Consider the following 22,254-nt stretch of genomic DNA (forward strand, 5'->3'; position numbering starts at 1 on the left):
ACGGTGTCAACTTGACATCGTGTCAAGTCAATTGATCCAGGAGAATAAAGCATGAATGTGATTGTTATCGGCGCCACGGGAAGCATCGGGCGCCTCGCGGTGGACCAGATTCTGGCGGCCGGCCACCGGGTGACGGCCTTTGCCCGGCATCCGCAGACCCTTGGGCCAGACGATCCGAACCTGACGTTTGCAGCGGGCGATGCGCTGGAGGAACAGGCGGTTCTGGATGCGGTGAAAGGCCATGACGCGGTTGTCGTCACGCTGGGTGCGGGCAGTTCGCGCAAATCGGTGATCCGCTCACAGGGAACGCTGAACGTGATTCGCGCGATGCAGAGCCATGGGGTGCGCCGGCTGATCTGCCAGTCGACGCTGGGCGCCCATGATAGCTGGAGCAACCTGAACTTCTTCTGGAAGCGGATCATGTTCGGGCTGCTCCTGCGGCCGGTCTTTCTGGACCACGAGTTGCAGGAAAACCTGGTGCGGGCCAGCGGGCTGGACTGGACCATCGTGCGCCCCGGCGCCTTCCACGACGCGCCCGCCACCGGCCTCTACAAGGAAGGGTTTTCGGCGCAGGAGCGGGGGCTGCGCCTGAAGATCGCGCGCGCCGATGTCGCGGGCTTTCTCGCCCGTCAACTGGGCGACCGGCGGTATCTGCACCAGGCCGTGGCGATTTCGAACTAGAGCCTGTGAGAGGAAGGAGACAGACGATGTTTGAGGTATGGATCATTTGGGGGCTTGCCGCGGCCTCGCTGGCAAGCGGTCTGGTGGCGGGCGTTTTCCTGAGTTTTTCGGATTTCGTGATCCGGTCGCTCGTGGCGGCGGAGCCTGCGGCGGGCACGCGGGCAATGCAGCATATCAACCGCGAGGTCTATCGCACGGTCTTCCTGACGCTGCTTCTGGGGCTGGTGCCGGTTTCGGTGCTGATCCTGGTCTATGGCGTGACGATGCAGGGCGGCGCGGTGGCCGCGTTGCTGATCGGGGCGGCGGGTCTCTACCTGCTGGGCGGTTTCGGCGTCACGGCGCTGGGTAACGTGCCGATGAACCGCAGGCTCGACGCGATGGCGCTGGGCGGATCGGAGGCGCGCGCCTATTGGCCGGCCTATGCCAGCCGCTGGACCCGGTGGAACCACATCCGCGCGCTGGCCGCCTTCGGCGCATCGCTGGGATATCTGGTGGCCGCACTTCTTCTGCAAGGCGGCGGCTGAGCGGCGCGCCGCGGGGCATCAGGCGGCGCGTTCGAGCCCGAACGCGTCGTGCAGCGACTGGACCGCAAGTTCCATGTATTTCCGGTCCACCAGCACGCTGACCTTGATTTCCGACGTGGTGATCACCTTGATGTTGATCCCCTCGTCACGCAGCGTGGAGAACATTTTCGCAGCCACGCCCGCGTGGCTCCGCATGCCGATACCCACGATCGAGACCTTGCAGACATCGGTGTCGGCGACCAGATCGTGGAAATTGATCTCGCCGCGCTCCTGCGCGTCGGTCATCGCCTTTTCTGCCCGTTTCACCTGATCGGTGGGGCAGGAAAAGGTCATGTCGGTGCGGCCTTCTTCGGCGATGTTCTGTACGATCATGTCCACATTCACGCCCGCCTCGGCCAGCGGCCCGAAGATGGCCGCGGCGATGCCGGGCCGGTCGGCGACCGAAACCAGCGTCATCTTTGCCTCGTCCCGGGAATAGGCGACGCCGGCGACAACATTGCTTTCCACGATATCCTCCTCCGAGCACACCAGCGTGCCCGCGTTTTCGTCATTATCCTCGAAGCTCGACAGCACCCGCAGGCGCACATTGTAGCGCATCGCCAGCTCGACCGAGCGGGTTTGCAGAACCTTGGCGCCAAGCGAGGCAAGCTCCAGCATCTCCTCGAACGCGATCCGGTCCAGCTTGCGCGCCTTCGACGTGATCCGCGGATCGGTGGTGTAGACCCCGTCCACATCGGTGTAGATGTCGCAGCGTTCCGCCCCGAAGGCGGCGGCAAAGGCCACGGCCGTGGTGTCGGACCCGCCGCGCCCGAGCGTGGTGATCCGGCCTTCGGGGCTGATCCCCTGAAAGCCCGCGACGACGGCCACCTTCATGCCTTCGGCGAACTTGGCGGTGATGTTGCCGGTCGGGATCTCCTCGATCCGGGCGGAGGCATGGGCGGAGGTGGTTCTCAGCGGCACCTGCCAGCCTTGCCAGCTTCGCGCCGGCACATCCATTTCCTGCAGCGTGAGCGCCATCAGCCCGGCGGTGACATTCTCGCCCGAGGACACCACCGCATCGTATTCGCGCGCGTCGAAAAGCGGCGAGGTCTCCTCGACATAGCCCACCAGTTTGTTGGTCTCGCCCGACATCGCGCTGACGATGACGATCACGTCGTAGCCATTGGCCACCTCGCGGCCCACCCGCTTGGCGGCGCGGCGGATCCGGTCCAGCGTGGCGACCGATGTGCCGCCGAATTTCATCACCAGTATGGGCATGTGTCCTGCGCCCCGTCCCTTCCAAGGTTCCGGGCGGGTCATACGGGCGGCGTGGCAGGCTGACAAGGGGCGGATGTGTCGCTAGGCTCCGCCGGAAGCAGCGGAGGCGATGCGATGAAACTGACGTTGGACGACCTGAAAGCGGCGGCCGATCTGGTCTACACCCAGATGCGGCCCACCCCGCAATATGCCTGGCCGCAACTGGCCGGGCGGACGGGCGCCGAAGTCTGGGTCAAGCATGAGAACCACACGCCCACGGGCTCCTTCAAGGCGCGTGGCGCGATCACCTTCATCGACTGGGTGCGGCGCGCCCATCCGGATGCGCGCGGGATCTGCACCGCCTCGCGGGGCAATCACGGCCAGGGTCAGGCGCGGCAGGCCGTGGCGGCGGGGCTGACCGCCAAGGTCTATGTGCCGCACGGCAATTCGGTGGAGAAAAACGCCGCCATGCGGGCCTTCGGTGCCGAGGTGATCGAATTCGGCGCCGATTTCGACACCGCCCGGGAGGAGGCGTTTCGCGTGGCCGACGCCGAGGGTCTGGTTATCGTGCCGCCGTTCCACCCCGAAATCGTGCGGGGCGTGGCCACCTATGCCTATGAATTGCTGAGCGCTGTGCCGGATCTGGATACGATCTATGTGCCGGTCGGCTGCGGCTCGGGCATCTGCGGGAACATTCTGGCCCGAAATGCCCTCGGCCTGAAAACGGAGATCGTGGGGGTCGTGTCCGACCGGGCCGACTGCGTGAAGCAATCGGTGGAGGCCGGTCGCCTGATCGAGACAGAGAGCGCCGCGACCTTCGCCGACGGGATGGCGGTGCGGGTGCCGGTGAAAGAGGCGTTCGAGATCTATTCCGAAGGGGCCGCGCGCATCATTTCGGTCAGCGATGCAGAAGTGGCGGAGGCGATCCGCATCTACTACCGCGACATTCACAACCTTGCGGAAGGCGCGGGCGCGGCGCCGCTGGCCGGTCTGTTGCAGGAAAGGGAGCGGATGAACGGCAGGAAGGTCGGGGTGATCCTGTGCGGCGGGAATATCGATACGGAGTGGTTCCTGACCGTGCTTGGCGGTGGCGTGCCGCAGGTCTGACAGGAGCGCCCCGAAAAGCCATCCTTGCATCCCGCGGCCATTTTCCGAAGTGAGCAATCACGCGTTCAACAGAGCTCTCCGGCCCTTCTTCTGGTCGGAAATACCGCCGCCGGAGGCATTTAATCCCTCGCCGCCCGCCCCGGCAGAAGGCGCGCGGGCTTCGTCCGCGCGACGGGTTTCAGCCTGCCCCCTGACCGCGCGCGGAGATCCCTTTCTCGGGCGTCATTCCACCGTCACGGATTTCGCCAGATTGCGCGGCTGGTCCACATCGGTGCCTTTGTGAAGTGCGGTGTGATAGGCGATGAGTTGCGCCGGGACCGCATAGAGCAGCGGCGCGAAAATCGGGTCCACCTGCGGCATGGTCAGGGTCTTCCAGACCCCGTCCGAGGCTGCCGCCGCGCCCGGTTTGTCGGTCACGAGCCAGACGCGGCCCTCACGCGCCATGACCTCCTGCATGTTGGAGATCGTCTTGTCGAAGAGCGCGTCGCGGGGGGCGAGCACGACCACGGGCACGGTCTTGTCCACCAGCGCGATGGGTCCGTGTTTTAGCTCTCCGGAGGCATAGCCTTCGGCATGAATATAACTGATTTCCTTGAGTTTCAGCGCGCCTTCAAGCGCCATGGGGAACATCGGGCCGCGGCCGAGGAAAAGGATCGTCTGCGCGCGGGCAAGCGCCCGGGTGCCGCGCCTGATCTCGTCTTCCAGCGCCAGCGACTGGTTGATCAGTGCCGGCAGGCTGCGCAGCGTGTGCAGCAGCTCCGCCTCGCGCCGGGCGTCGATCCTGCCTTTCTGGCGTGCTGCGAGAATGGCCAGGTTGGCCAGTACGCCCAACTGGCAGAGAAACGCCTTGGTCGAGGCGACCCCGACCTCGACGCCGGCCAGGATCGGTAGCGCCAGATCGCTTTCGCGCGCGATGGAGCTTTCGGCCACATTCACGACCGACAGGATATGCGCGGCCTTGCCCGTCGCATAACGCAGGGCGGCCAGCGTGTCGGCCGTTTCGCCCGACTGGCTGACGAACAAAGCGGCCGCCTGCTCCGAGACGGGCGGTTCGCGGTAGCGGAATTCCGATGCGATATCGACGTCGCAGGGCAGACCGGCCAGTTGCTCGAACCAGTATTTCGCCACCAGACAGGCGTAATGCGCGGTGCCGCAAGCCACCAGGATCAGCCGGTCGGTCCGGGAAAAATCAACGCTGCCCTCGGGGATGACCACGGCGTCGCCGGGGGCGTAATGGGTCAGGCAGTCGGCCAGTACGGTGGGCTGTTCGAAAATCTCCTTGACCATGAAATGGCGGTGTCCGCCCTTGTCGATCTGCGCGGATTTGGAGGAGATCTCGCGCAGATCCCGGTTGGCACGGCGGCCTTCGGCATCGAAGATCTCGGCGCCTGCGCGGGTGACGAAGGCGTAATCCCCTTCCTCAAGATAGGTGATCCGGTTTGTCATCGGCGACAGCGCGATGGCGTCGGAGCCCACGAACATCTCGCCATCGCCATGGCCGATGGCCAGCGGAGAGCCCTTGCGCGCCGCGACGATCAGATCCTCCTCGCCCTCGAACAGGAAGGCCAGCGCAAAGGCGCCCTCCAGATGCTTCAGCGTTTCCGCCGCGGCCATCCGGGGGGGCATGCCGTCGTCCAGAAAGCTTTCGCAGAGATGGGCGACGGTTTCGGTATCGGTCTCGCTCTCGAAGACCGCGCCCTTGAGCCGGTCGCGCAGGTCGCGGAAGTTTTCGATGATGCCGTTATGAACCACCGCAACCCGGCCGGTGCGATGGGGATGGGCATTGGCGACGCTGGGGCCGCCATGGGTCGCCCATCTTGTGTGTCCGATCCCGGATTTGCCGGGCAGGGGTTCGTGAACCAGAAGATCGGAGAGGTTGACCAGCTTGCCCACGGCGCGCCGCCGGTCCAGTGCGCCATTCTGCACCGTGGCGATGCCGGCGCTGTCATACCCGCGATATTCCAGCCGTTTCAGGGCTTCGACCAGAATAGGGGCAACCTCGTGATCCCCAAGCACACCGACAATGCCGCACATGGTTGCTACCCTTTTTTGCTGGCTTTGATGGCGCGCAGCCGGGCCATCAGCTTGGTGGCCAGTCCCGGCTTGTTGACCTGCTTGCCGCGCGCCAGCGCAAGCGCGCCGGCCGGCACATCCTCGGTGATCACCGAGCCCGAGGCGGTCATCGCTTCCTCGCCGACGGTGACCGGGGCGACCAGCATCGTGTTCGACCCGATGAAGGCGCGCGCGCCGATCTGGGTTTCGTGCTTCATCACCCCGTCATAGTTGCAGGTGATGGTGCCCGCACCGATATTGCTGCCCTCGCCAAGCGTGGCATCGCCGATATAGCTGAGATGATTGACCTTGGTGCCTTCGCCGATCCGGGCTTCCTTCACTTCGACGAAATTGCCGACCCGCGCGCCGTTGCCAAGCTCCGCCCCGGGCCGCAGGCGCGCATAGGGTCCGACGGTGGCCCCGGCGCCCACATGGGCGCCCTCCAGATGGGAAAAGGCGCGGATCCGCGCTCCGGATTCGACGGTGACGCCGGGGCCGAAGATCACATGGGGCTCCACCTCCGCATCGCGCCCGATCTCGGTGTCATAGGCGAAAAACACGGTTTCGGGGGCGGTGAGCGTCACGCCGGCCTCCAGCATCCCGGCGCGCCTGGCGGCCTGAAACAGCGCCTCCGCCCGGACCAGCGCGGCGCGCGTGTCGATGCCCAGTGTTTCGCGTTCCGCCGCGTGGATCGCCGTGGCGGAGAGCCCCGCCGCCGCGGCCAGCGCGGGGATGTCGGTCAGATAGTATTCGCCTGCGGCATTGTCGTTTTCGACCTTTTTCAGAAGGCCGGTCAGGGTTGCGGCATCGGCTGCCAACAGCCCGGAATTGCAGAAGGATATGGCCAGCTGCTCGGGTGTGGCATCCTTGGCCTCGACGATCCGGACCAGCCGGTCCTCCTCCATCAGCAGGCGGCCGTAGCCACCGGGTTCGGCGGCCTCGAAGCCCAGAACCACGATGTCGTGGCTCCGCCGCGCGACCAGCATCGCGTCGAGCGTTTCGGGCCGGATGAAGGGCGTGTCGCCGTAAAGCACGATCACATCGCCGGCGAACCCGTCCAGCGCCGGGGCAGCCTGCAGAACGGCGTGGCCTGTGCCAAGCTGTTCGGTCTGGCGGACGCAGATGGCCGATGGATCGAACGCGGCCACCGCCTCCTCCACCCGCTCGGCGCCATGACCCGTCACGACTACGACCCGCTCGGGGTCCACGGCGGCGCCCGTGCGCATCGCATGGGCGATCAGCGGCGCGCCCGCGATCTGGTGCAGCACCTTGGGCATTTCGGAGTTCATCCGCGTGCCTTGACCGGCAGCAAGGATTACAAGGGCTGTGGGCATGGGCCTGTCCGCTTGGTTTTTGGTCTTGTGACCCCGGTATTATCCATGCCACCCCGTCGCGCAAGGACGGCGTGGGTCAATTCGGCCTACGGTTCATTTCAGGAGCAGGCGGAAACCTGCCGAAAGACGGGGGGCCAGGATGCGCTGTGTGATCTTCGATCTGGACGGGACGCTGGCGGATACGTCCGGCGATCTGATCGCGGCCGCGAACGCGGCGCTGGAGGCTTTGGGTCACTCGCCGCAACTTGTCCCGGGGCGGGATGACGCCACCGCGTTTCGCGGCGGGCGGGCGATGTTGAAGCTGGGCTTCGAGCGGTTGGGCATCACGGGAGCCGCCGCCGATGTGGACGAAGGCTATCCGGTCCTGTTGCAGGCCTATGGCGCCGCCATCGACACCCACACCACGCTTTACCCCGGCGCGATGGCGGCGGTCGACCGGCTGCGCCGTGACGGCGTGGCGGTGGGGATCTGCACCAACAAACCTCAGGGTCTGGCCGAAACGCTGATGACCCGGCTGGGGGTCCGCGACAGTTTCGCCTCGCTGGTGGGCGCCGACACGCTGCCGGTGCGCAAGCCCGATCCCGCGCCCTATCTGCTGGCGGTGGAGCAGGCCGGGGGCGACCCGGCCCGGTCGCTTCTGATCGGCGATACCGAGACCGACCGGAAAACCGCCCGCGCCGCGGGGGTGCCGTGCGTTCTGGTGGCGTTCGGCCCCGATGGCCGCGGCGTCAACGCGCTTGCGCCCGAGGCTTTGCTGGAGCGCTACGACGATCTGGACAGTATCGTAGGCCGCCTGATCGTCTGACCGCGCAGCGGGCACATGCCTTGCCTGACAGGCCGGGCGATGTTCCCGGCACCGCATTTACCCCGATTGGAGGTCTCGCGCAGGCCTTTCGCGCACGCTGCTTGGGATTGACGCCGCCACGCTGTCGCCTAACCTGCCGGGTATGGACAAACTCATCTTCACCGGCAGCTTTACGCAACAGGAGCCGATCCCCGAGGCGGGCATCGACGCCGCGCTGAAGGTTCTGCGTCACGGGCGTCTGCACCGCTACAATCTCAAGTCCGAAGAAGCGGGGGAAACCGCGCTTATGGAGGAGGAATTCGCAGCCTTCACCGGGGCCAGATACGCGCTGGCCGTCGCCTCCGGCGGGTACGCCATGGCTTGTGCGTTGCGCGCGCTGGGCGTGGCCCCGGGTGACAAGGTGCTGTCGAACGGGTTCACTTTGGCCCCCGTGCCCGGCGCGATTGCCAGCCTGGGCGCAGTGCCGGTTTTCGTGGAGACCACCGAAAGCCTGACCATCGACCTGCCCGATCTGGCGGAAAAGGCGGCAAGCTCCGGCGCGCGGGTGCTGCTTTTGTCCCATATGCGCGGGCATATCTGCGACATGGGCGCGCTGATGGAGATCTGCGACCGCGCAGGCATCGTGGTGGTGGAGGATTGCGCCCACACGATGGGCGCGGAATGGGATGGCGTGCCATCGGGGCGCCACGGCGTGTTCGGCTGCTACTCGGCGCAGACCTACAAGCACATCAATTCCGGTGAGGGCGGGCTGCTGGTTTCCGACGATGCCGACCTGATGGCGCGGGCGATCATGCAATCCGGTAGCTACATGCTCTATGGGCGCCATCGCGCCGCGCCCCCGGCGGAGGTTTTCGAGCGGGTGAAATACGTCACCCCCAATATTTCGGGCCGGATGGACAATCTGCGTGCCGCGATCCTGCGGCCGCAACTGGCCGATCTGCCGGCGCAGATCGCGCGGTGGAACGCGCTTTACCGAACCGTGGAAGAGGGGCTGCGCAACACGCCCGGCCTGCGGGTCATCGAGCGCGATCCGCGCGAACGGTTCGTGGGCTCGTCGATCCAGTTCCTTCTGCCCGGCGCAGCGCCCGAAACGATCGGGCAGGTTCTTGCCGGATGCCTTGCGCGCGGCGTGGAGCTGAAATGGTTCGGCGCGGCCGAGCCCGTGGCCTTCACCTCGCGCTATGACAGCTGGCGCTATGCCCCGGCGCAGCGCCTGCCGCGAACCGATGCGGTTCTGGCCGGGCTGATGGACATGCGTCTGCCGCTGACCTTTTCGCAAGAGGATTGCAGCCTCATCGCCTCCATCATCCGCGACGAGGTCCGCGCGGCGGCGTGATCTGCGCGATCTGCGGGCCGCGCGGGGGGCGCGATACGTTTTGACTCGGGAAGTATGCTGCGCTAATAACTGAACAAGCGTTCAATTAGGGGGAGGGACCGCCCATGTTCATGGCTTCAATGACATTCGATCTGGGCGAGGATGTGAATGCGTTGCGCGATATGGTGCATCGCTGGGCCCAGGAGCGGATCAGGCCGATTGCGGCCGATATCGATGCCTCGAACGAGTTTCCGGCGGATCTCTGGCAGGAGATGGGAGAACTGGGCCTGCTCGGCATCACGGTGGAAGAGGAGTTCGGCGGCGCGGGCATGGGCTATCTCGCCCATGTGATCGCGGTGGAGGAGATCGCGCGCGCCTCGGCCTCGGTCTCGCTGTCCTATGGGGCGCATTCGAACCTTTGCGTGAACCAGATCAAGCTGAACGGCTCGCCCGCGCAGAAGGCGAAGTATCTGCCCGGTCTGGTCAGCGGCCAGCATGTGGGCGCTCTGGCGATGTCGGAGGCAGGGGCCGGTTCGGACGTGGTGGGCATGAAGCTGCGCGCCGAGAAGCGGAACGACCGCTACATCCTGAACGGCACGAAATACTGGATCACCAATGGCCCCGACGCGGATACGCTCGTGGTCTATGCCAAGACCGATCCGGAGGCTGGCAGCAAGGGTATCACCGCCTTTCTTATAGAAAAAGATATGACGGGGTTCAGCACTTCGCCGCATTTCGACAAGCTTGGCATGCGCGGCTCGAACACGGCGGAGTTGATCTTCGAGGATGTGGAAGTGCCGTTCGACAACGTTCTGGGCGAGGAAGGCAAGGGCGTGCGCGTTCTGATGTCGGGGCTCGATTACGAGCGCGTGGTGCTGAGCGGCATCGGCACCGGGATCATGGCGGCCTGTCTGGACGAGATCATGCCTTATATGGTGGAGCGCAAGCAGTTCGGCCAGAGCATCGGGAATTTCCAGCTGATGCAGGGCAAGATCGCCGACATGTATACCAAGATGAACTCTGCGCGCGCCTATGTCTACGAGGTGGCAAAGGCCTGCGACAGGGGTGAGGTGACGCGGCAGGATGCGGCGGCCTGCGTGCTCTATGCGTCCGAAGAGGCGATGGTCGTGGCCCATCAGGCGGTGCAGGCAATGGGCGGCGCGGGCTTCATGAATGACAGCGCCGTCAGCCGGATCTTCCGCGATGCCAAACTGATGGAGATCGGTGCGGGCACAAGTGAGATCCGCCGGATGCTGGTGGGCCGCGAGATGATGGCGGCAATGGCCTGAACGGGATGGAAGACCTGGCCGATCTCAGCGTGACCGAAGGCGTCCTTCACGGCGACCTGGCGGGCGTGGCCATGGTGTTGGAATGGATCGCGGCGCTGATCAGCATCCTCGCGATCGCGGTGATGCTGATCGGGGCGGCCCGGTTTCTCTATGGCTTCGTCATCGGCGAGGCCAAGATCGCCAAGACCGACCGCGCGCGGATCCTGAACGAGGAGCGGGTCGAGCTTGGCCGCTATATCCTTGCCGGGCTGGAACTGTTCATCGTGGCCGATATCATCCACACCGCGCTGAGCTTTGCCTTGGGCGATCTGGTCTTTCTGGGGCTGCTGGTGCTGATCAGGTCCGCCATCAGCTTCTTTCTCGATCGCGAGATCGAAGGTATCCGCCGGGACCCCGAACGATGAGCCCGGGCATGAAGATCAGCTTCGCCGCGCTTCTGGCCTGCGCCGGCGTTCTGGGTATGGTCTGGGGTCAGCGCGCCATCCCGCCCGGTGAGACCGAGATCATGCCGGTGTCGCGGCGCAATATGTGGCCGAGACCGGCGGGACGCCGACCGACTGCTTTGCGCGGCCTTCGGCGCTGGAGGGTGTGCGGCTGGTGGTGATCTGCGAAAATGACCGGGACACACCCTGGGCGCGCGCCGTCGACATCTACGGCGCGACGGTGGATATCGGGCCGGATCTTCTGGCGGAGGAGCTGCGGACATGAGCGATTTTGACGGCCTGAAGGCCTTGTTTTTCAACACATCCCTGAAACTCAAACCCGAGGAGAGCCACACTCAGCTTTTGATGAATGCCTCTGCCGCGATCATGGAAAAGCAGGGTGTGACGGTGGAGCATGTGCATATCGCAACCTCGGATGTGAAACCCGGTGTTTACCCGGACATGACCGAACATGGCTATGACACCGATGGTTGGCCCGCGATCTGGGAGAAGGTTGAGGCGGCCGATATTCTGGTCATCGGCACACCGCTCTGGCTGGGCGAGGAAAGCAGCTTGTGCAGGATCCTGATCGAGCGGCTTTATGGCATGTCGGGGATGCTGAACGACAAGGGGCAGAGCATCTATTACGGAAAGGTGGGCGGCTGCGTGATCACCGGCAACGAGGATGGGATCAAACATGCTGCGATGACGATCGGTTATGCGCTGAGCCATCTGGGCGTGACGATCCCGCCGCAGGCAGATTGCGGCTGGATCGGCGAGGCGGGGCCCGGTGCGTCGTATGGCGACGATGACGGGGCGGGCGGACAGGTGGGGTTCGACAATGATTTCACCAAGCGCAACACAACGATCATGACCTGGAACCTGATGCATCTGGCCAAGCTGCTGAAGGAGGCGGGCGGCCTCCCGAACGAGGGCAACGACCGCCGCGCGTGGAAGGCGGGATGCCGGTTCGACTATGAAAACCCGGAGTATCGTGCGTGACGGGTTCCGGGCCTAACCATTGGCTGAGCGCCGGTGCTCAGCGTCTATGCCGGGGTGGCCAGAGTACCCTGCCTGCCCGAGCTGCTGCACGGGCAGGCTGCATGTTGCGTTCAGAAGCGCAGCACGTAGGAGATGCCATAGACCATCGGATCAATCTCGGCAGTGCCGATATAGGCCCCGTCCAGATGGACGTCGGCGTCGATATCCATCCAACGGATATTGAAGCGGATCGCGGAGCGATCAGAAACCGCGTAGTCGATACCGGCCTGAAGGGCGAGCCCGAAACTGTTGTCGATATCCAGCACCCGGCCGGAGAGTGCGCCCACGGCGTCGACATCCAGAAACGCGGTGTAGTTCACACCTGCACCGACAAAGGGTGTGAGCGCGCTGTCATTGGCGAAATGATAGTTCAGCGAGACGGTGGGGGGCAAGTGTGTGGCCGTGCCAACCTCCCCCACCCCGGCAAGAGAAATCGTGTGCTCGAATGGCGTGGCCGCCAGAAGCTCGATGCCGAGATTGTCGCGTATGAAATATTCCAACGTGATGGTCGGGCGGATATCATCGTCGATAGAGGAGGCTGCGCCGTCAAGGACGCCGGTGCTGGATTGGGGATTGACCGATCCGATGCCGAAGCCAAGGGTCCAGTCACCCGCCTGCTGCGCGGTCGCGGCGCCTGCCGAGGCAAGCAGAGCAATCATGGCGAGGGACGAAATCGAGGTTCTCATTTTTATGCCTTTCAGTTTGCGCGCTCCTCGGTCTTGCGCCTGCCGCACCGCAGCAACATTGATCTGGGTCAAGCGATGCGACGGTTGCGCTGCGACAAAATGGTTGTGCCTGAAAGGCGTATCGCTAACACATCCCGTTCCAGTCCAAGAGGCAGATAAGAATGAGACTATCGACAACCTTGATGGCGGGCTCGGACGAGGCCAAGGCCAACCGGGCCGCGCATCTGGAAGCCCTGACGCAGGTGCGCGAGGCGGCGGAACTGGCCGCGCTTGGTGGCGGCAAGCGGGCGCGGGACCGGCATGTGTCGCGCGGCAAGATGCTGCCGCGGGAGCGGGTGGCGAACCTGCTCGATCCGGGATCGCCTTTTCTTGAGGTGGGCGCGACCGCAGGGCACGGGATGTATGACGGGGCCGCTCCGTGCGGCGGCGCGATTGCCGGTGTCGGGCGGGTCCACGGCCAGGAGGTGATGGTCGTCTGCAACGACGCGACGGTGAAGGGCGGAACCTATTATCCGATCACCGTGAAGAAGCATCTGCGCGCGCAGGAGATCGCGGAGGAATGCCATCTGCCCTGCATCTATCTTGTCGACAGCGGCGGCGCGAACCTGCCCAATCAGGACGAGGTGTTCCCCGATCGCGATCATTTCGGGCGGATCTTCTACAATCAGGCAAGGATGAGCGCCAAGGGCATCCCGCAGATCGCCGTGGTGATGGGCTCCTGCACGGCGGGGGGCGCCTATGTGCCGGCCATGTCCGATGTCACGATCATCGTGAAGGAGCAGGGCACGATCTTTCTGGCCGGGCCGCCGCTGGTGAAGGCGGCGACCGGTGAAGTCGTGACGGCGGAAGATCTGGGCGGCGGCGATGTGCACACGCGGCTTTCCGGCGTCGCCGATTATCTGGCCGAGGACGACACTCACGCGCTGGCGCTGGCCCGGCGGGCGGTGGGCTCGCTCAACCGCGCCAGACCGGCGACGGTGCAGTGGCAGACCCCCGAGGATCCGGCCTATGACCCCGAGGACCTGCTCTCGGTCGTGCCCGCCGCGCTGACCACGCCCTATGATATCCGAGAGGTGATCGCGCGCGTGGTGGACGGCTCCCGGTTCGACGAGTTCAAGCCGCGCTTCGGCGAAACGCTGGTCTGCGGTTTTGCCCATCTGATGGGCTGTCCGGTGGGGATTGTGGCCAATAACGGCGTGCTGTTTTCCGAAGCGGCGCAGAAGGCGGCGCATTTCGTGGAGCTGTGCTCGCAGCGGTCCATCCCGCTGGTGTTCCTGCAGAACATCACCGGGTTCATGGTCGGCCGGAAGTACGAGAACGAGGGGATCGCGCGGCACGGCGCGAAGATGGTGACCGCGGTCGCCACCACGTCGGTGCCGAAAATCACCATGGTTGTGGGCGGCTCCTTCGGGGCTGGGAATTACGGGATGGCAGGCCGCGCCTACCAGCCGCGCTTCATGTGGTCATGGCCGAACAGCCGCATTTCGGTAATGGGCGGCGCGCAGGCTGCAGGCGTTCTGGCGACCGTGAAGCGCGAGGCGATGGAGCGGGCGGGCGAGACATGGTCCACCGAGGCGGAGGCGGCGTTCAAGCAGCCGACCATCGATATGTTCGAGCGTCAGTCCCACCCGCTCTATGCGTCGGCCCGGCTGTGGGATGATGGGGTGATCGACCCGCGCAAAAGCCGCGAGGTGCTGTTCCTGAGCCTGTCAGCGGCACTGAATGCACCCATGGAGGAGACGCGTTTCGGCGTCTTCCGGATGTGACGGGGGCGATGCGGATGTTTTGCGGAACCCTCGCGCATGCGGGCTGGTATGAAGGAAGGGCGACATGACACTGGAGGAGGCGAAGGCGCTTTACCCGGGGGCGGAAAGCTTCACCTTCGGTGACGGACCGGAGTTGTGCGCGGACCTTCTGGCGCTGGTCCGGTCGGGACGCAAGACCGCTACCTGCGGGGCGGCGCGCGATTTCGGCCCCGGCGGCGAGGCGATGCCTGTCGCGGGTCGGCGGGATATCGCGCTCAACTGGGACGGAACGCCCGCGCTGGTGATCGAGACGGTCGAGGTGAGGCAGCAGAGATTTTGCGACGTGGAGGCGGATTTCGCCCTGGCCGAAGGCGAGAATGACAGCCTCGAAGGCTGGCGCCGCGCGCACCGGGCGTATTTCGAACGCAATGGCGGCTGGGACCCGGAGATGCCGCTGATCTGCGAGCGGTTTCGGATGGTCGAGGATTTTGGGGGCGGGGATGTTTAGCAAGATTTTGATCGCGAACCGGGGCGAGATCGCCTGCCGGGTGATGGAGACCGCCCGCGCGATGGGGGTGCGCACGGTGGCGGTGTATTCCGACGCGGATGCACGCGCGCGCCATGTGGCGATGGCGGACGAGGCGATGCATATCGGCGGGCCCGCGCCGAAGGACAGCTATCTGCGCGGCGAGGCGATCATCGAAGCGGCGAGAGCCACGGGCGCGCAGGCGATCCATCCGGGCTACGGCTTCCTGTCCGAAAACCCGGATTTCGTGGAGGCGGTCGAGGCGGCGGGGCTGGTGTTTATCGGACCGTCGGCGGATGCGATCCGGGCGATGGGGCTAAAGGATGCGGCCAAGGCGCTGATGTCCGAGGCGGGGGTGCCCGTGGTGCCGGGATATCACGGCGAGAACCAGGACCCGGAGCATCTGTCCGGTGCGGCGGACGCGATCGGGTATCCGGTGCTGATCAAGGCGGTGGCCGGCGGCGGCGGCAAGGGGATGCGCAAGGTTGATGCGCCATCCGGCTTCATGGAAGCGCTGGAAAGCGCCAAGGGAGAGGCGGCCACAGCCTTTGGCAATGATGCGGTCCTGATCGAGAAATTCGTCGAGAAACCGCGCCATATCGAGGTTCAGGTCTTTGGCGACGGGACACGTGCGGTGCACCTGTTCGAGCGGGACTGCTCGCTTCAGCGGCGCCATCAGAAGGTGATCGAGGAAGCGCCCGCCCCCGGCATGACCGAGGAGATGCGCAACGAGATGGGGATGGCCGCGGTGCGCGCCGCCGAGGCGATTGGCTATGCGGGCGCGGGCACGGTGGAGTTCATCGTCGACGGGTCCGATGGGCTGAGACCCGACCGGTTCTGGTTCATGGAGATGAACACGCGCCTGCAGGTGGAGCACCCGGTGACCGAAGCGATTACCGGCGTCGATCTGGTGGAATGGCAGCTTCGTGTGGCGGCGGGCGAGGGCCTGCCGATGGCGCAGCAGGATCTGGCGATCGACGGCCATGCGTTCGAGGCGCGGCTTTATGCCGAGGATGTGCCGAAAGGCTTCCTGCCCGCCACCGGAACGCTGGCGCATCTGGTGTTCCCGGCCACTGCGCGGGCAGATACCGGCGTCAGGCCGGGCGACACGATCAGCCCGTGGTACGACCCGATGATCGCCAAGCTGATCGTGCACGGGCCCACCCGCGCGGTTGCGCTGACCCGGCTGGAACAGGCGCTGGCGGGGACGCAGGTGGCCGGCTCGGTCACCAATCTGGCGTTTCTGCGCAAGCTGGCGCGGCATCCGGGGTTTGGTGCGGGCGATGTGGATACCGGGTTGATCGGGCGCGATCTGGAGACGCTGGCCGCCGAGCCGGTGGCCTGCACCCGGTCTCGGTCGCTGGCGGCGCTAGGCGCGCTGGGATTGCATGACACGGCCGATCCGCTGGCGGGGTTTGCGCTCTGGGCGCCGCTGGAACAGGCGGTGAGGCTGGAGTATCGCGGCGAGAGCCTGGATCTGGTGGTGGAGACGCTGGCGCCCGGCCGTTTCCGGGTCCGCGGTGAGGCGGTGCATGAACTGGAGCGCGACGGTGACCGCTGGCGGATCGACGGCGCTGTGGTACCGGCGCAGGTCGTCCGTCACGATGCAGGCGTGTCCGTCTTCTGGGGGAACGCCTACGGGTTCGAGCCGGTCGATCCGCTGGATGTGGTGGCCGAAGGCGGTGCGGCGGCGGGCCGGATCGAGGCGCCGATGCCGGGGCTGGTGAAAACGGTGTTCGTGGCCGTCGGGCAGGCGGTCGCGAAAGGCGACCGGCTGGCGGTGCTGGAAGCGATGAAGATGGAACACACCCTGAGCGCCGGGCGGGACGGGGTCGTGGCCGAAGTCATGGTTGAGGCAGGCGCGCAGGTGGAAGCCGGTGCCGCGCTGATCGTGCTGGAAGAAGCGGAGGAGGCGGCGTGACGGGGCTGACGCTGATCGGGTTTCAGGACAGCGTCTATACCCGCGCGGTGCGCCTTGCACCGTCCGAAAAGGCGCTGGCCTACGAGTATGACGAGGCGAACCCCTTCACCGAAGACGGGCAGGCCAGCCCGGCCGGGCGCGATGACAGCCGCGCCGATCGCCCGCTGGCGTCGATGATCGGTTACTTTGCGCTCGTGTCCGAGGGCAGGGCGATGCTGGAGGCGCGGTCCGCGCCGAGCCGATGGTTCGCCGGGATATCCGCGCGCGCGGCCTTTGCCGAGACGCGGCCCGGGGTTGTGGCGGTGCTGGAGGGTGGGCGATGATCCGGCTTCATCATGTGCCGCAAAGCCGGTCTATGCGGACGCTTTGGCTGCTGCATGAGCTGGGCGTGGCGTTCGAGGTGGTGGAATGGCCCTTCGACAAGACCTTGCGCAGTGCGGAGTTTCTGGCGCTGAACCCCGCCGGGCGTGTGCCCGCGCTTGAGCTTGACGGGGTCAGCCTGTGGGAAACCGGCGCGATCACGGAAATCCTGTGCGAGCGGTTTCCCGAGGCGGGGATGGGCCGCGCGCCCGGCCATGCGGAGCGGGCCGACTGGCTGATCTGGGTGCATTTTGCCGAGACGATCAGCCAGCACGTGGCGGCGCTGACGCAACAGCATGAGGCGCTTTACGAGGATCACATGCGCTCCCCCGTCGTGATGAAGATCGAGGCCAGGCGGATCGAGAAATGCTATCAGGTCATCGAGGAGCGTTTGGCGGGCCGCGCCTATCTGCTGGATGGCGGGTTTTCGGCGGCCGATATCAGCGTGGGGCAGGCGGTTTACATGGCGCGTCATTTCGCACGGCTTGAGCCTTTCGCGGCGGCGGCGGCGTGGTATGACCGGATCACGGCCCGCCCCGGGTTCACGGCGTCCCTGCCTGCGGGGCGCGGGCTCTACACCCGGGACTATTACGAGGCCTGGAGCGGGGAGGACGGAGCCGGGAAGGCAAACTGACGGGCGTCGCGCGGGTGGCGGACATGCGCCCCGGACGCGACGATATCGGGAACCATGAGAAGGAGGGCGGGGTGTGAGCGAATATGTCGAGATCTTCGAGGTCGGGCCGCGGGACGGTTTGCAGAACGAGGCGGGAGAGATCCCGGTGGCTGACAAGATCGCGCTGGTCGACCGGCTGAGCGAGGCCGGGTTCCGGCGGATCGAGGTGGCAAGCTTCGTATCGCCCAAATGGGTGCCGCAGATGGCCGACAGCGCCGAGGTTCTGGCGGGCATCGCGCGGGCCGACGGGATCCGCTATGCGGCACTGACCCCGAACATGCGCGGCTACGAGGCGGCGCTGGCGGCGGGCGCCGATGAGATCGCGATTTTCGGATCCGCCTCGGAGGGGTTTTCCAAGGCCAATATCAACGCCACCATCGACGAGAGCCTGGAGCGGTTCCGGCCCGTGGTGGAGGCCGCGCGGCATATCGATCTGCCGGTCAGGGGCTACGTAAGCTGTGTGACGGACTGCCCCTATGACGGCCCGGTCGATCCGGGGCAGGTCGCGCGTGTGGCCGACCGGCTTTTTGCCATGGGCTGCTACGAGATCTCCCTCGGCGACACCCTTGGCTACGGGACGCCTGACAGCATCGCGCGGATGCTGCTGGCGGTGCGCAATGTTGTGCCCGCGGGCCGTCTGGCGGGGCATTACCATGACACGCGCGGGCGCGCGCTGGACAATATCGACGCCTCCCTGAGCCTCGGCCTGCGGGTTTTCGATGCGGCGGTGGGGGGGCTGGGCGGCTGCCCCTACGCGCCGGGCGCGGCAGGAAATGTGGCGACCGAAGCGGTGGCGCGCCATCTGGCCGATCTGGGCTATGAGACCGGGCTGGATGCCGGGGTGCTGGCGCAGGCAGCCGGGATGGCGCGGGCGATGCGCCGGGAGGCGGCGTGATGGAAACGATCGAGATTGCCGTGGATGCACGCGGGGTGGCGAAGATCACTCTGAATCGCCCGGACAAGCACAACGCGTTGGACGCAAGGATGATCGCCGAGCTGACCGAAGCTGCGGGCCGGTTGGGGCGCGACCCGGCAGTCCGCGTGGTGGTTCTGACCGGCGCCGGCGCCAGTTTCTGCGCCGGGGGCGATCTCGGCTGGATGAAGGCGCAGATGGACGCGGACGGGGCCACGCGGGGCCGCGAGGCGCGCAAGCTTGCCGATATGCTGGGTGCGCTGGACCGGATGGCGAAACCGCTGATCGGGCGGGTGCAGGGACAGGCCTTCGGCGGCGGCGTCGGGATGATGTCGGTCTGTGATGTGGCGGTGGGTGTGGAGACCGCCAAATTCGGGCTGACCGAGGTGCGGCTCGGTCTGATCCCGGCGACCATCGGGCCCTATGTCGTGGCGCGGATCGGGGCCGCCAAGGCACGGCGGGTGTTTTTCTCCGGCCGTATCTTCGGGGCGCAGGAGGCCGTGGAGCTTGACCTTCTGGCCCGCGCCGTGCCCGAGCCGGAGCTTGATGCTGCGGTGGAGCGGGAGGTGCTGCCCTATCTGTCCGCGGCCCCCGGCGCGGTGGCCGAGGGCAAGGCGCTGGTGGCGCGTCTGGCCCCGGGCGTGGGCGAGGCGGCGGTTGCGATGACGGTGGACGCGCTTGTGGCGCGCTGGGAAAGTGCGGAAAGCGCCGAAGGGATCGGCGCTTTTTTCGAGAAGCGGAAGCCCCATTGGGTGGAGGAGTAACAGGAAGCAGTACCTGAGATTTTCGGGGCGGGAATGTCTACGTCGCTTCGCGCGGGGGCGGAGCCGGGAGCCCGCGTCGGGCATGTCCGATGGGCTGAAATGACACCGTTTATGGCGTGTCGAATAGGGAAGGGTGATAGGATGCGGGCGGTTTGGTATGAAGCATTCGGGGCGGCGGGCGATGTGTTGCATATGGGCACGCTGACCCGGCCCGAACCGGGCGCTGGCGAGGTTCTGGTCCGCCTTGGGGCTTCGGGCATCAATCCGTCGGATGTGAAGTTGCGTGCGGGCGCAAGACCCGGCGCGACCATGGCCTTTCCCAGGATAGTACCGCATTCCGACGGCGCCGGTGTGATTGAGGCGGTGGGCGATGGCGTGGATTCGGCCCGCGTGGGAGAGCGCGTCTGGGTATGGAATGCGGGCTGGCAACGGGCCTTCGGCACGGCAGCCGAGTACGTCGCGCTGCCGAGCGCGCAGGCGGTGCATCTGCCCGACGGGACCTCGCTGGCCGAAGGCGCGTGTTTCGGCATCCCTGCGATGACTGCGTGGATGGCCGTGCTGGGGGACGGGCCCGTGGACGGGAAAACGGTTTTGGTGGCCGGCGGCGCGGGCAGCGTCGGGCGCTACGCCTGTCAGATGGCGGCGTTGTCGGGCGCGCGTGTGATCGCCACGGTTTCTTCGGAAGAGAAGGGCGCGCATTCGACGGCGGAGACCTGGATCAACTATCGCGACACGGATGTGGCCGACGCGGTGATGGACCTAACCGATGGCGCAGGCGTTGACCGGGTGGTGGAGGTGGATTTCGCCGCCAATCAGGCCACGGCGTTGGCGCTGGTGAAGCCCGGCGGCGTGATTGCCGCCTATGGCTCGGCCAGCGAGATGGTGCCGCGGCTAGAATTCTACCCGTTCATGTTCAAGAACGTGCGGCTGCACATGCTGATCTGCTATCTGATGGCACCTGCGGATCATCGCCGGGGGGAGGCGCAGCTGGCCACATGGCTGGAGGCCGGCGCGCTCAGCCATGCTGTCGTGCCGGGCGGATCGTTGGCAGACTGCGCCGCGGCGCACCGCATGGTCGAAGCGGCCGAGAAGCTCGGCACCGTCGTAATCGAGATCTGATCGCGGCTTCCGTTTTCGCGCGCCTGTGCTAGCCTTGCCCGATCGGCCCCGCCAAAGAGGGCCGGACAGGGAGGATTCCATGACCGTTTTTCCGAGCCTCTATCCGGAGGTCGCGCTGAGTGACATGTCGATCACCGAGCGTTTGTTCCAGGGGCTGGAGAACCGCCCGGAAGACGTGGCGATCATCGACGGGCCCACAGGGCGGGCGTTGACCTCGGCTGCGCTCGTCGACCAGATCAGATCGCTTGCCGGCGGGCTCGTGACACGCGGCGTCTTGCCGGGCGGAACGGTTGCGATCCTTGCGCCGAACTGCCCGGAATATGCGGTGGTTTTCCACGGTGTGGCTTTTGCGGGCGGTACGATCACCACGCTGAACCCCACCTATACGGCCCCCGAAATCCAGCACCAGTTGCACGATGCCGGCGCGACAATGCTGGTGACGATCCCGGCACTGGTCGATCTGGCCCGCGCGGGCATGACGGGCACGGCCGTCACGGAGCTGGTGGTGATCGGAGGCGGCGCGGAAGATGCGCTGTCGCTGGATGATCTGATGGGCGCGCCACAGGCAGCTCAGGTGCGCGTGGATCTCGACAGTTTTCCCGTGGTTCTGCCTTATTCAAGCGGTACCACAGGGCGGCCCAAGGGCGTGATGCTGAGCCATCGCAACATCGTGACCAACGTGAACCAGCTGGCCGTGCCAACGGGCATTGAGCGTGGCGAAACGGTCATCGCCTTTCTGCCGTTCTTCCACATCTACGGCATGACCGTTCTGATGAACCTCGTTCTGGGGCAGGAAGGGCGGCTGGTCACCATGCCGCGATTTGATCTTGAACAGTTCCTGCATCTGATCCAGACCCACGCGGTCAGCCGGCTTTACATCGTGCCGCCGGTGGCGCTGGCGCTGGCCAAGCATCCAATGGTGGCGCAATACGACATGTCGTCGGTTCGGTTCATATTTTCGGGCGCGGCCCCGCTGAGCGCCGAGGTCGAGATTGCCGTGGGGGAGCGGTTGGGTGCGGAATCGATCCAGGGCTACGGGATGACCGAGATGAGCCCGGTGAGCCACTCCACCTATCGCGGCAAGCCCCGGCACGGTTCCTCCGGCCAGGCGGTGCCAAACACCGAATGCCGTATCGTGGAGCCGGAAACGGGCCGGAATCTGGGCCCGGATCAGGAAGGGGAGCTTTGGGTGCGGGGCCCGCAGGTGATGATGGGCTATCTGAACAATGCCGAGGCGACGGCGGCAACCCTGACCGAGGATGGATGGCTGAAAACCGGCGACCTGGCGGTGATCGACGGCGACGGGTACATGTTCATTCGCGACCGGCTGAAGGAGCTGATCAAGTACAAGGGCTTCGCGGTGGCCCCGGCCGAGGTGGAGGCCGCATTGATCGCCCATGAAAAGATCATCGACGCCGCCGTGGTGGGCAAACCCGATGATGAGGCAGGAGAGCTGCCGATTGCCTTCGTGGTCGCCGCGCCGGACGCGGAGCTGGACGGAGATGCGGTGATGGCGCATCTGGAGGGCTGTCTGTCCCATTACAAGCACCCCGCAGAGGTCCGCTTCGTGGACAGTGTGCCGAAATCCGCCTCGGGCAAGATCCTGCGGCGGTTCCTGCGGGACGAGCTGCGCGCGGAGTGAACCCGAAGTCTGCGCGCCGTCATTGTGCAGCGCGAGCCGCTGGCGGCCGTTTCCATCCGCGTCACGGCATAGGCTTGGGTCGCACTTTGCCTGCCGCAG

The 22,254-nt window shown here is 65.9% G+C and carries 22 protein-coding genes; 18 read left to right on the forward strand and 4 right to left on the reverse strand.

Going from position 1 to position 22,254, the window contains the following annotated elements; translation table 11 throughout:
- The first annotated feature begins 51 nt into the window (after nt 1-51).
- Both D9R08_RS04580 and D9R08_RS04585 read left to right on the forward strand, forming a co-directional pair.
- Nucleotides 52-681, forward strand: a complete 630-nt coding sequence (locus D9R08_RS04580; protein ID WP_121896869.1) for an NAD(P)-dependent oxidoreductase — start codon at nt 52-54, stop codon at nt 679-681.
- Between the two features lie 26 nt (nt 682-707).
- Nucleotides 708-1,205, forward strand: a complete 498-nt coding sequence (locus D9R08_RS04585; protein WP_121896870.1) for an anthrone oxygenase family protein — start codon at nt 708-710, stop codon at nt 1,203-1,205.
- Between the two features lie 18 nt (nt 1,206-1,223).
- Here the strand turns inward: D9R08_RS04585 and D9R08_RS04590 are convergent, their stop codons facing one another.
- Nucleotides 1,224-2,462 carry an aspartate kinase gene (locus tag D9R08_RS04590; RefSeq protein ID WP_121896871.1) on the reverse strand — a complete coding sequence of 413 codons (1,239 nt, stop codon included), beginning with the start codon at nt 2,460-2,462 and terminating at the stop codon, nt 1,224-1,226.
- Between the two features lie 114 nt (nt 2,463-2,576).
- On the opposite strand from D9R08_RS04590, the gene D9R08_RS04595 reads away from it, so the two are divergent.
- A complete protein-coding gene (locus D9R08_RS04595) occupies nt 2,577-3,548 on the forward strand; it encodes a threonine dehydratase (RefSeq protein WP_121896872.1) in 972 nt (323 codons plus the stop codon).
- A 222-nt stretch (nt 3,549-3,770) separates the two neighbouring features.
- On the opposite strand, the gene glmS is transcribed toward D9R08_RS04595, so the two are convergent.
- Together glmS and glmU are read right to left on the reverse strand one after the other, a co-directional pair.
- Nucleotides 3,771-5,582, reverse strand: a complete 1,812-nt coding sequence (gene glmS / locus D9R08_RS04600; protein ID WP_121896873.1) for a glutamine--fructose-6-phosphate transaminase (isomerizing) — start codon at nt 5,580-5,582, stop codon at nt 3,771-3,773.
- 5 nt (nt 5,583-5,587) lie between these two features.
- A complete protein-coding gene (glmU, locus tag D9R08_RS04605) occupies nt 5,588-6,934 on the reverse strand; it encodes a bifunctional UDP-N-acetylglucosamine diphosphorylase/glucosamine-1-phosphate N-acetyltransferase GlmU (RefSeq protein WP_121896874.1) in 1,347 nt (448 codons plus the stop codon).
- Nucleotides 6,935-7,073: 139 nt separating this feature from the next.
- On the opposite strand from glmU, the gene D9R08_RS04610 reads away from it, so the two are divergent.
- The 6 genes from D9R08_RS04610 to D9R08_RS04635 all read left to right on the forward strand — a co-directional run bounded on the left by D9R08_RS04610 (nt 7,074) and on the right by D9R08_RS04635 (nt 11,767).
- Nucleotides 7,074-7,739 carry an HAD-IA family hydrolase gene (locus tag D9R08_RS04610; protein ID WP_121896875.1) on the forward strand — a complete coding sequence of 222 codons (666 nt, stop codon included), beginning with the start codon at nt 7,074-7,076 and terminating at the stop codon, nt 7,737-7,739.
- A 142-nt stretch (nt 7,740-7,881) separates the two neighbouring features.
- Entirely contained in the window at nt 7,882-9,075 is a 1,194-nt protein-coding gene (locus D9R08_RS04615; protein WP_121896876.1) for a DegT/DnrJ/EryC1/StrS family aminotransferase, read from the forward strand.
- A 104-nt stretch (nt 9,076-9,179) separates the two neighbouring features.
- On the forward strand, nt 9,180-10,343 hold the full coding sequence (locus D9R08_RS04620) for an isovaleryl-CoA dehydrogenase (protein WP_121896877.1): 1,164 nt from the start codon (nt 9,180-9,182) through the stop codon (nt 10,341-10,343).
- Nucleotides 10,344-10,348: 5 nt separating this feature from the next.
- Complete coding sequence (locus D9R08_RS04625; protein WP_121896878.1) at nt 10,349-10,747, forward strand: DUF1622 domain-containing protein; 399 nt, start codon at nt 10,349-10,351, stop codon at nt 10,745-10,747.
- Between the two features lie 124 nt (nt 10,748-10,871).
- Nucleotides 10,872-11,051 carry a hypothetical protein gene (locus tag D9R08_RS04630; RefSeq protein ID WP_121896879.1) on the forward strand — a complete coding sequence of 60 codons (180 nt, stop codon included), beginning with the start codon at nt 10,872-10,874 and terminating at the stop codon, nt 11,049-11,051.
- Nucleotides 11,048-11,767, forward strand: coding sequence for a flavodoxin family protein (locus D9R08_RS04635; protein WP_121896880.1), 720 nt, complete (start codon nt 11,048-11,050; stop codon nt 11,765-11,767). The genes D9R08_RS04630 and D9R08_RS04635 overlap by 4 nt, the downstream gene beginning before the upstream one ends.
- 110 nt (nt 11,768-11,877) lie before the next feature.
- On the opposite strand, the gene D9R08_RS04640 is transcribed toward D9R08_RS04635, so the two are convergent.
- On the reverse strand, nt 11,878-12,492 hold the full coding sequence (locus D9R08_RS04640) for an OmpW/AlkL family protein (RefSeq protein ID WP_121897253.1): 615 nt from the start codon (nt 12,490-12,492) through the stop codon (nt 11,878-11,880).
- Nucleotides 12,493-12,653: 161 nt separating this feature from the next.
- Here D9R08_RS04640 and D9R08_RS04645 point away from each other — a divergent pair, with 161 nt between their 5' ends.
- From D9R08_RS04645 to D9R08_RS04685, 9 genes are all read left to right on the forward strand, one after another.
- The gene (locus tag D9R08_RS04645) at nt 12,654-14,258 is read left to right on the forward strand and encodes a carboxyl transferase domain-containing protein (protein WP_121896881.1); all 1,605 of its coding nucleotides are present in this window, start codon (nt 12,654-12,656) and stop codon (nt 14,256-14,258) included.
- A 64-nt stretch (nt 14,259-14,322) separates the two neighbouring features.
- Nucleotides 14,323-14,745, forward strand: a complete 423-nt coding sequence (locus D9R08_RS04650) for an ASCH domain-containing protein (protein WP_121896882.1) — start codon at nt 14,323-14,325, stop codon at nt 14,743-14,745.
- Nucleotides 14,738-16,684 carry an acetyl-CoA carboxylase biotin carboxylase subunit gene (locus D9R08_RS04655; RefSeq protein ID WP_121896883.1) on the forward strand — a complete coding sequence of 649 codons (1,947 nt, stop codon included), beginning with the start codon at nt 14,738-14,740 and terminating at the stop codon, nt 16,682-16,684. The genes D9R08_RS04650 and D9R08_RS04655 overlap by 8 nt, the downstream gene beginning before the upstream one ends.
- Nucleotides 16,681-17,007, forward strand: coding sequence for a hypothetical protein (locus tag D9R08_RS04660; protein WP_121896884.1), 327 nt, complete (start codon nt 16,681-16,683; stop codon nt 17,005-17,007). The genes D9R08_RS04655 and D9R08_RS04660 overlap by 4 nt, the downstream gene beginning before the upstream one ends.
- Nucleotides 17,004-17,678: a glutathione S-transferase family protein gene (locus D9R08_RS04665; RefSeq protein WP_121896885.1), complete on the forward strand. Its 675-nt coding sequence runs from the start codon at nt 17,004-17,006 to the stop codon at nt 17,676-17,678. Before D9R08_RS04660 ends, D9R08_RS04665 begins: the two co-directional genes overlap by 4 nt.
- A gap of 73 nt (nt 17,679-17,751) precedes the next feature.
- The gene (locus tag D9R08_RS04670) at nt 17,752-18,612 is read left to right on the forward strand and encodes a hydroxymethylglutaryl-CoA lyase (RefSeq protein ID WP_121896886.1); all 861 of its coding nucleotides are present in this window, start codon (nt 17,752-17,754) and stop codon (nt 18,610-18,612) included.
- Complete coding sequence (locus D9R08_RS04675) at nt 18,609-19,394, forward strand: crotonase/enoyl-CoA hydratase family protein (RefSeq protein ID WP_121896887.1); 786 nt, start codon at nt 18,609-18,611, stop codon at nt 19,392-19,394. Before D9R08_RS04670 ends, D9R08_RS04675 begins: the two co-directional genes overlap by 4 nt.
- A 141-nt stretch (nt 19,395-19,535) precedes the next feature.
- Nucleotides 19,536-20,513 carry an NADPH:quinone reductase gene (locus D9R08_RS04680; RefSeq protein WP_121896888.1) on the forward strand — a complete coding sequence of 326 codons (978 nt, stop codon included), beginning with the start codon at nt 19,536-19,538 and terminating at the stop codon, nt 20,511-20,513.
- A 79-nt stretch (nt 20,514-20,592) separates the two neighbouring features.
- A complete protein-coding gene (locus tag D9R08_RS04685) occupies nt 20,593-22,155 on the forward strand; it encodes an AMP-binding protein (RefSeq protein ID WP_121896889.1) in 1,563 nt (520 codons plus the stop codon).
- The last annotated feature ends 99 nt before the right edge of the window (nt 22,156-22,254 follow it).

It is taken from the genome of Rhodophyticola porphyridii (assembly GCF_003688285.1).
Lineage (GTDB): Bacteria > Pseudomonadota > Alphaproteobacteria > Rhodobacterales > Rhodobacteraceae > Rhodophyticola > Rhodophyticola porphyridii.

Excerpts from the sequence above, each read along its gene's own strand:
- D9R08_RS04585 (WP_121896870.1), top strand. The coding sequence starts at position 708 with ATGTTTGAGGTATGGATCATTTGGGGGCTTGCCGCGGCCTCGCTGGCA.
- D9R08_RS04665 (WP_121896885.1), top strand. The coding sequence starts at position 17,004 with ATGATCCGGCTTCATCATGTGCCGCAAAGCCGGTCTATGCGGACGCTT.
- D9R08_RS04615 (WP_121896876.1), top strand. The coding sequence starts at position 7,882 with ATGGACAAACTCATCTTCACCGGCAGCTTTACGCAACAGGAGCCGATC.
- D9R08_RS04655 (WP_121896883.1), top strand. The coding sequence starts at position 14,738 with ATGTTTAGCAAGATTTTGATCGCGAACCGGGGCGAGATCGCCTGCCGG.
- D9R08_RS04685 (WP_121896889.1), top strand. The coding sequence starts at position 20,593 with ATGACCGTTTTTCCGAGCCTCTATCCGGAGGTCGCGCTGAGTGACATG.
- D9R08_RS04650 (WP_121896882.1), top strand. The coding sequence starts at position 14,323 with ATGACACTGGAGGAGGCGAAGGCGCTTTACCCGGGGGCGGAAAGCTTC.
- D9R08_RS04680 (WP_121896888.1), top strand. The coding sequence starts at position 19,536 with ATGCGGGCGGTTTGGTATGAAGCATTCGGGGCGGCGGGCGATGTGTTG.
- glmS (WP_121896873.1), bottom strand. The coding sequence starts at position 5,582 with ATGTGCGGCATTGTCGGTGTGCTTGGGGATCACGAGGTTGCCCCTATT.
- D9R08_RS04625 (WP_121896878.1), top strand. The coding sequence starts at position 10,349 with ATGGAAGACCTGGCCGATCTCAGCGTGACCGAAGGCGTCCTTCACGGC.
- D9R08_RS04645 (WP_121896881.1), top strand. The coding sequence starts at position 12,654 with ATGAGACTATCGACAACCTTGATGGCGGGCTCGGACGAGGCCAAGGCC.
- D9R08_RS04640 (WP_121897253.1), bottom strand. The coding sequence starts at position 12,492 with ATGAGAACCTCGATTTCGTCCCTCGCCATGATTGCTCTGCTTGCCTCG.
- D9R08_RS04610 (WP_121896875.1), top strand. The coding sequence starts at position 7,074 with ATGCGCTGTGTGATCTTCGATCTGGACGGGACGCTGGCGGATACGTCC.
- D9R08_RS04620 (WP_121896877.1), top strand. The coding sequence starts at position 9,180 with ATGTTCATGGCTTCAATGACATTCGATCTGGGCGAGGATGTGAATGCG.
- glmU (WP_121896874.1), bottom strand. The coding sequence starts at position 6,934 with ATGCCCACAGCCCTTGTAATCCTTGCTGCCGGTCAAGGCACGCGGATG.
- D9R08_RS04590 (WP_121896871.1), bottom strand. The coding sequence starts at position 2,462 with ATGCCCATACTGGTGATGAAATTCGGCGGCACATCGGTCGCCACGCTG.
- D9R08_RS04580 (WP_121896869.1), top strand. The coding sequence starts at position 52 with ATGAATGTGATTGTTATCGGCGCCACGGGAAGCATCGGGCGCCTCGCG.
- D9R08_RS04595 (WP_121896872.1), top strand. The coding sequence starts at position 2,577 with ATGAAACTGACGTTGGACGACCTGAAAGCGGCGGCCGATCTGGTCTAC.
- D9R08_RS04635 (WP_121896880.1), top strand. The coding sequence starts at position 11,048 with ATGAGCGATTTTGACGGCCTGAAGGCCTTGTTTTTCAACACATCCCTG.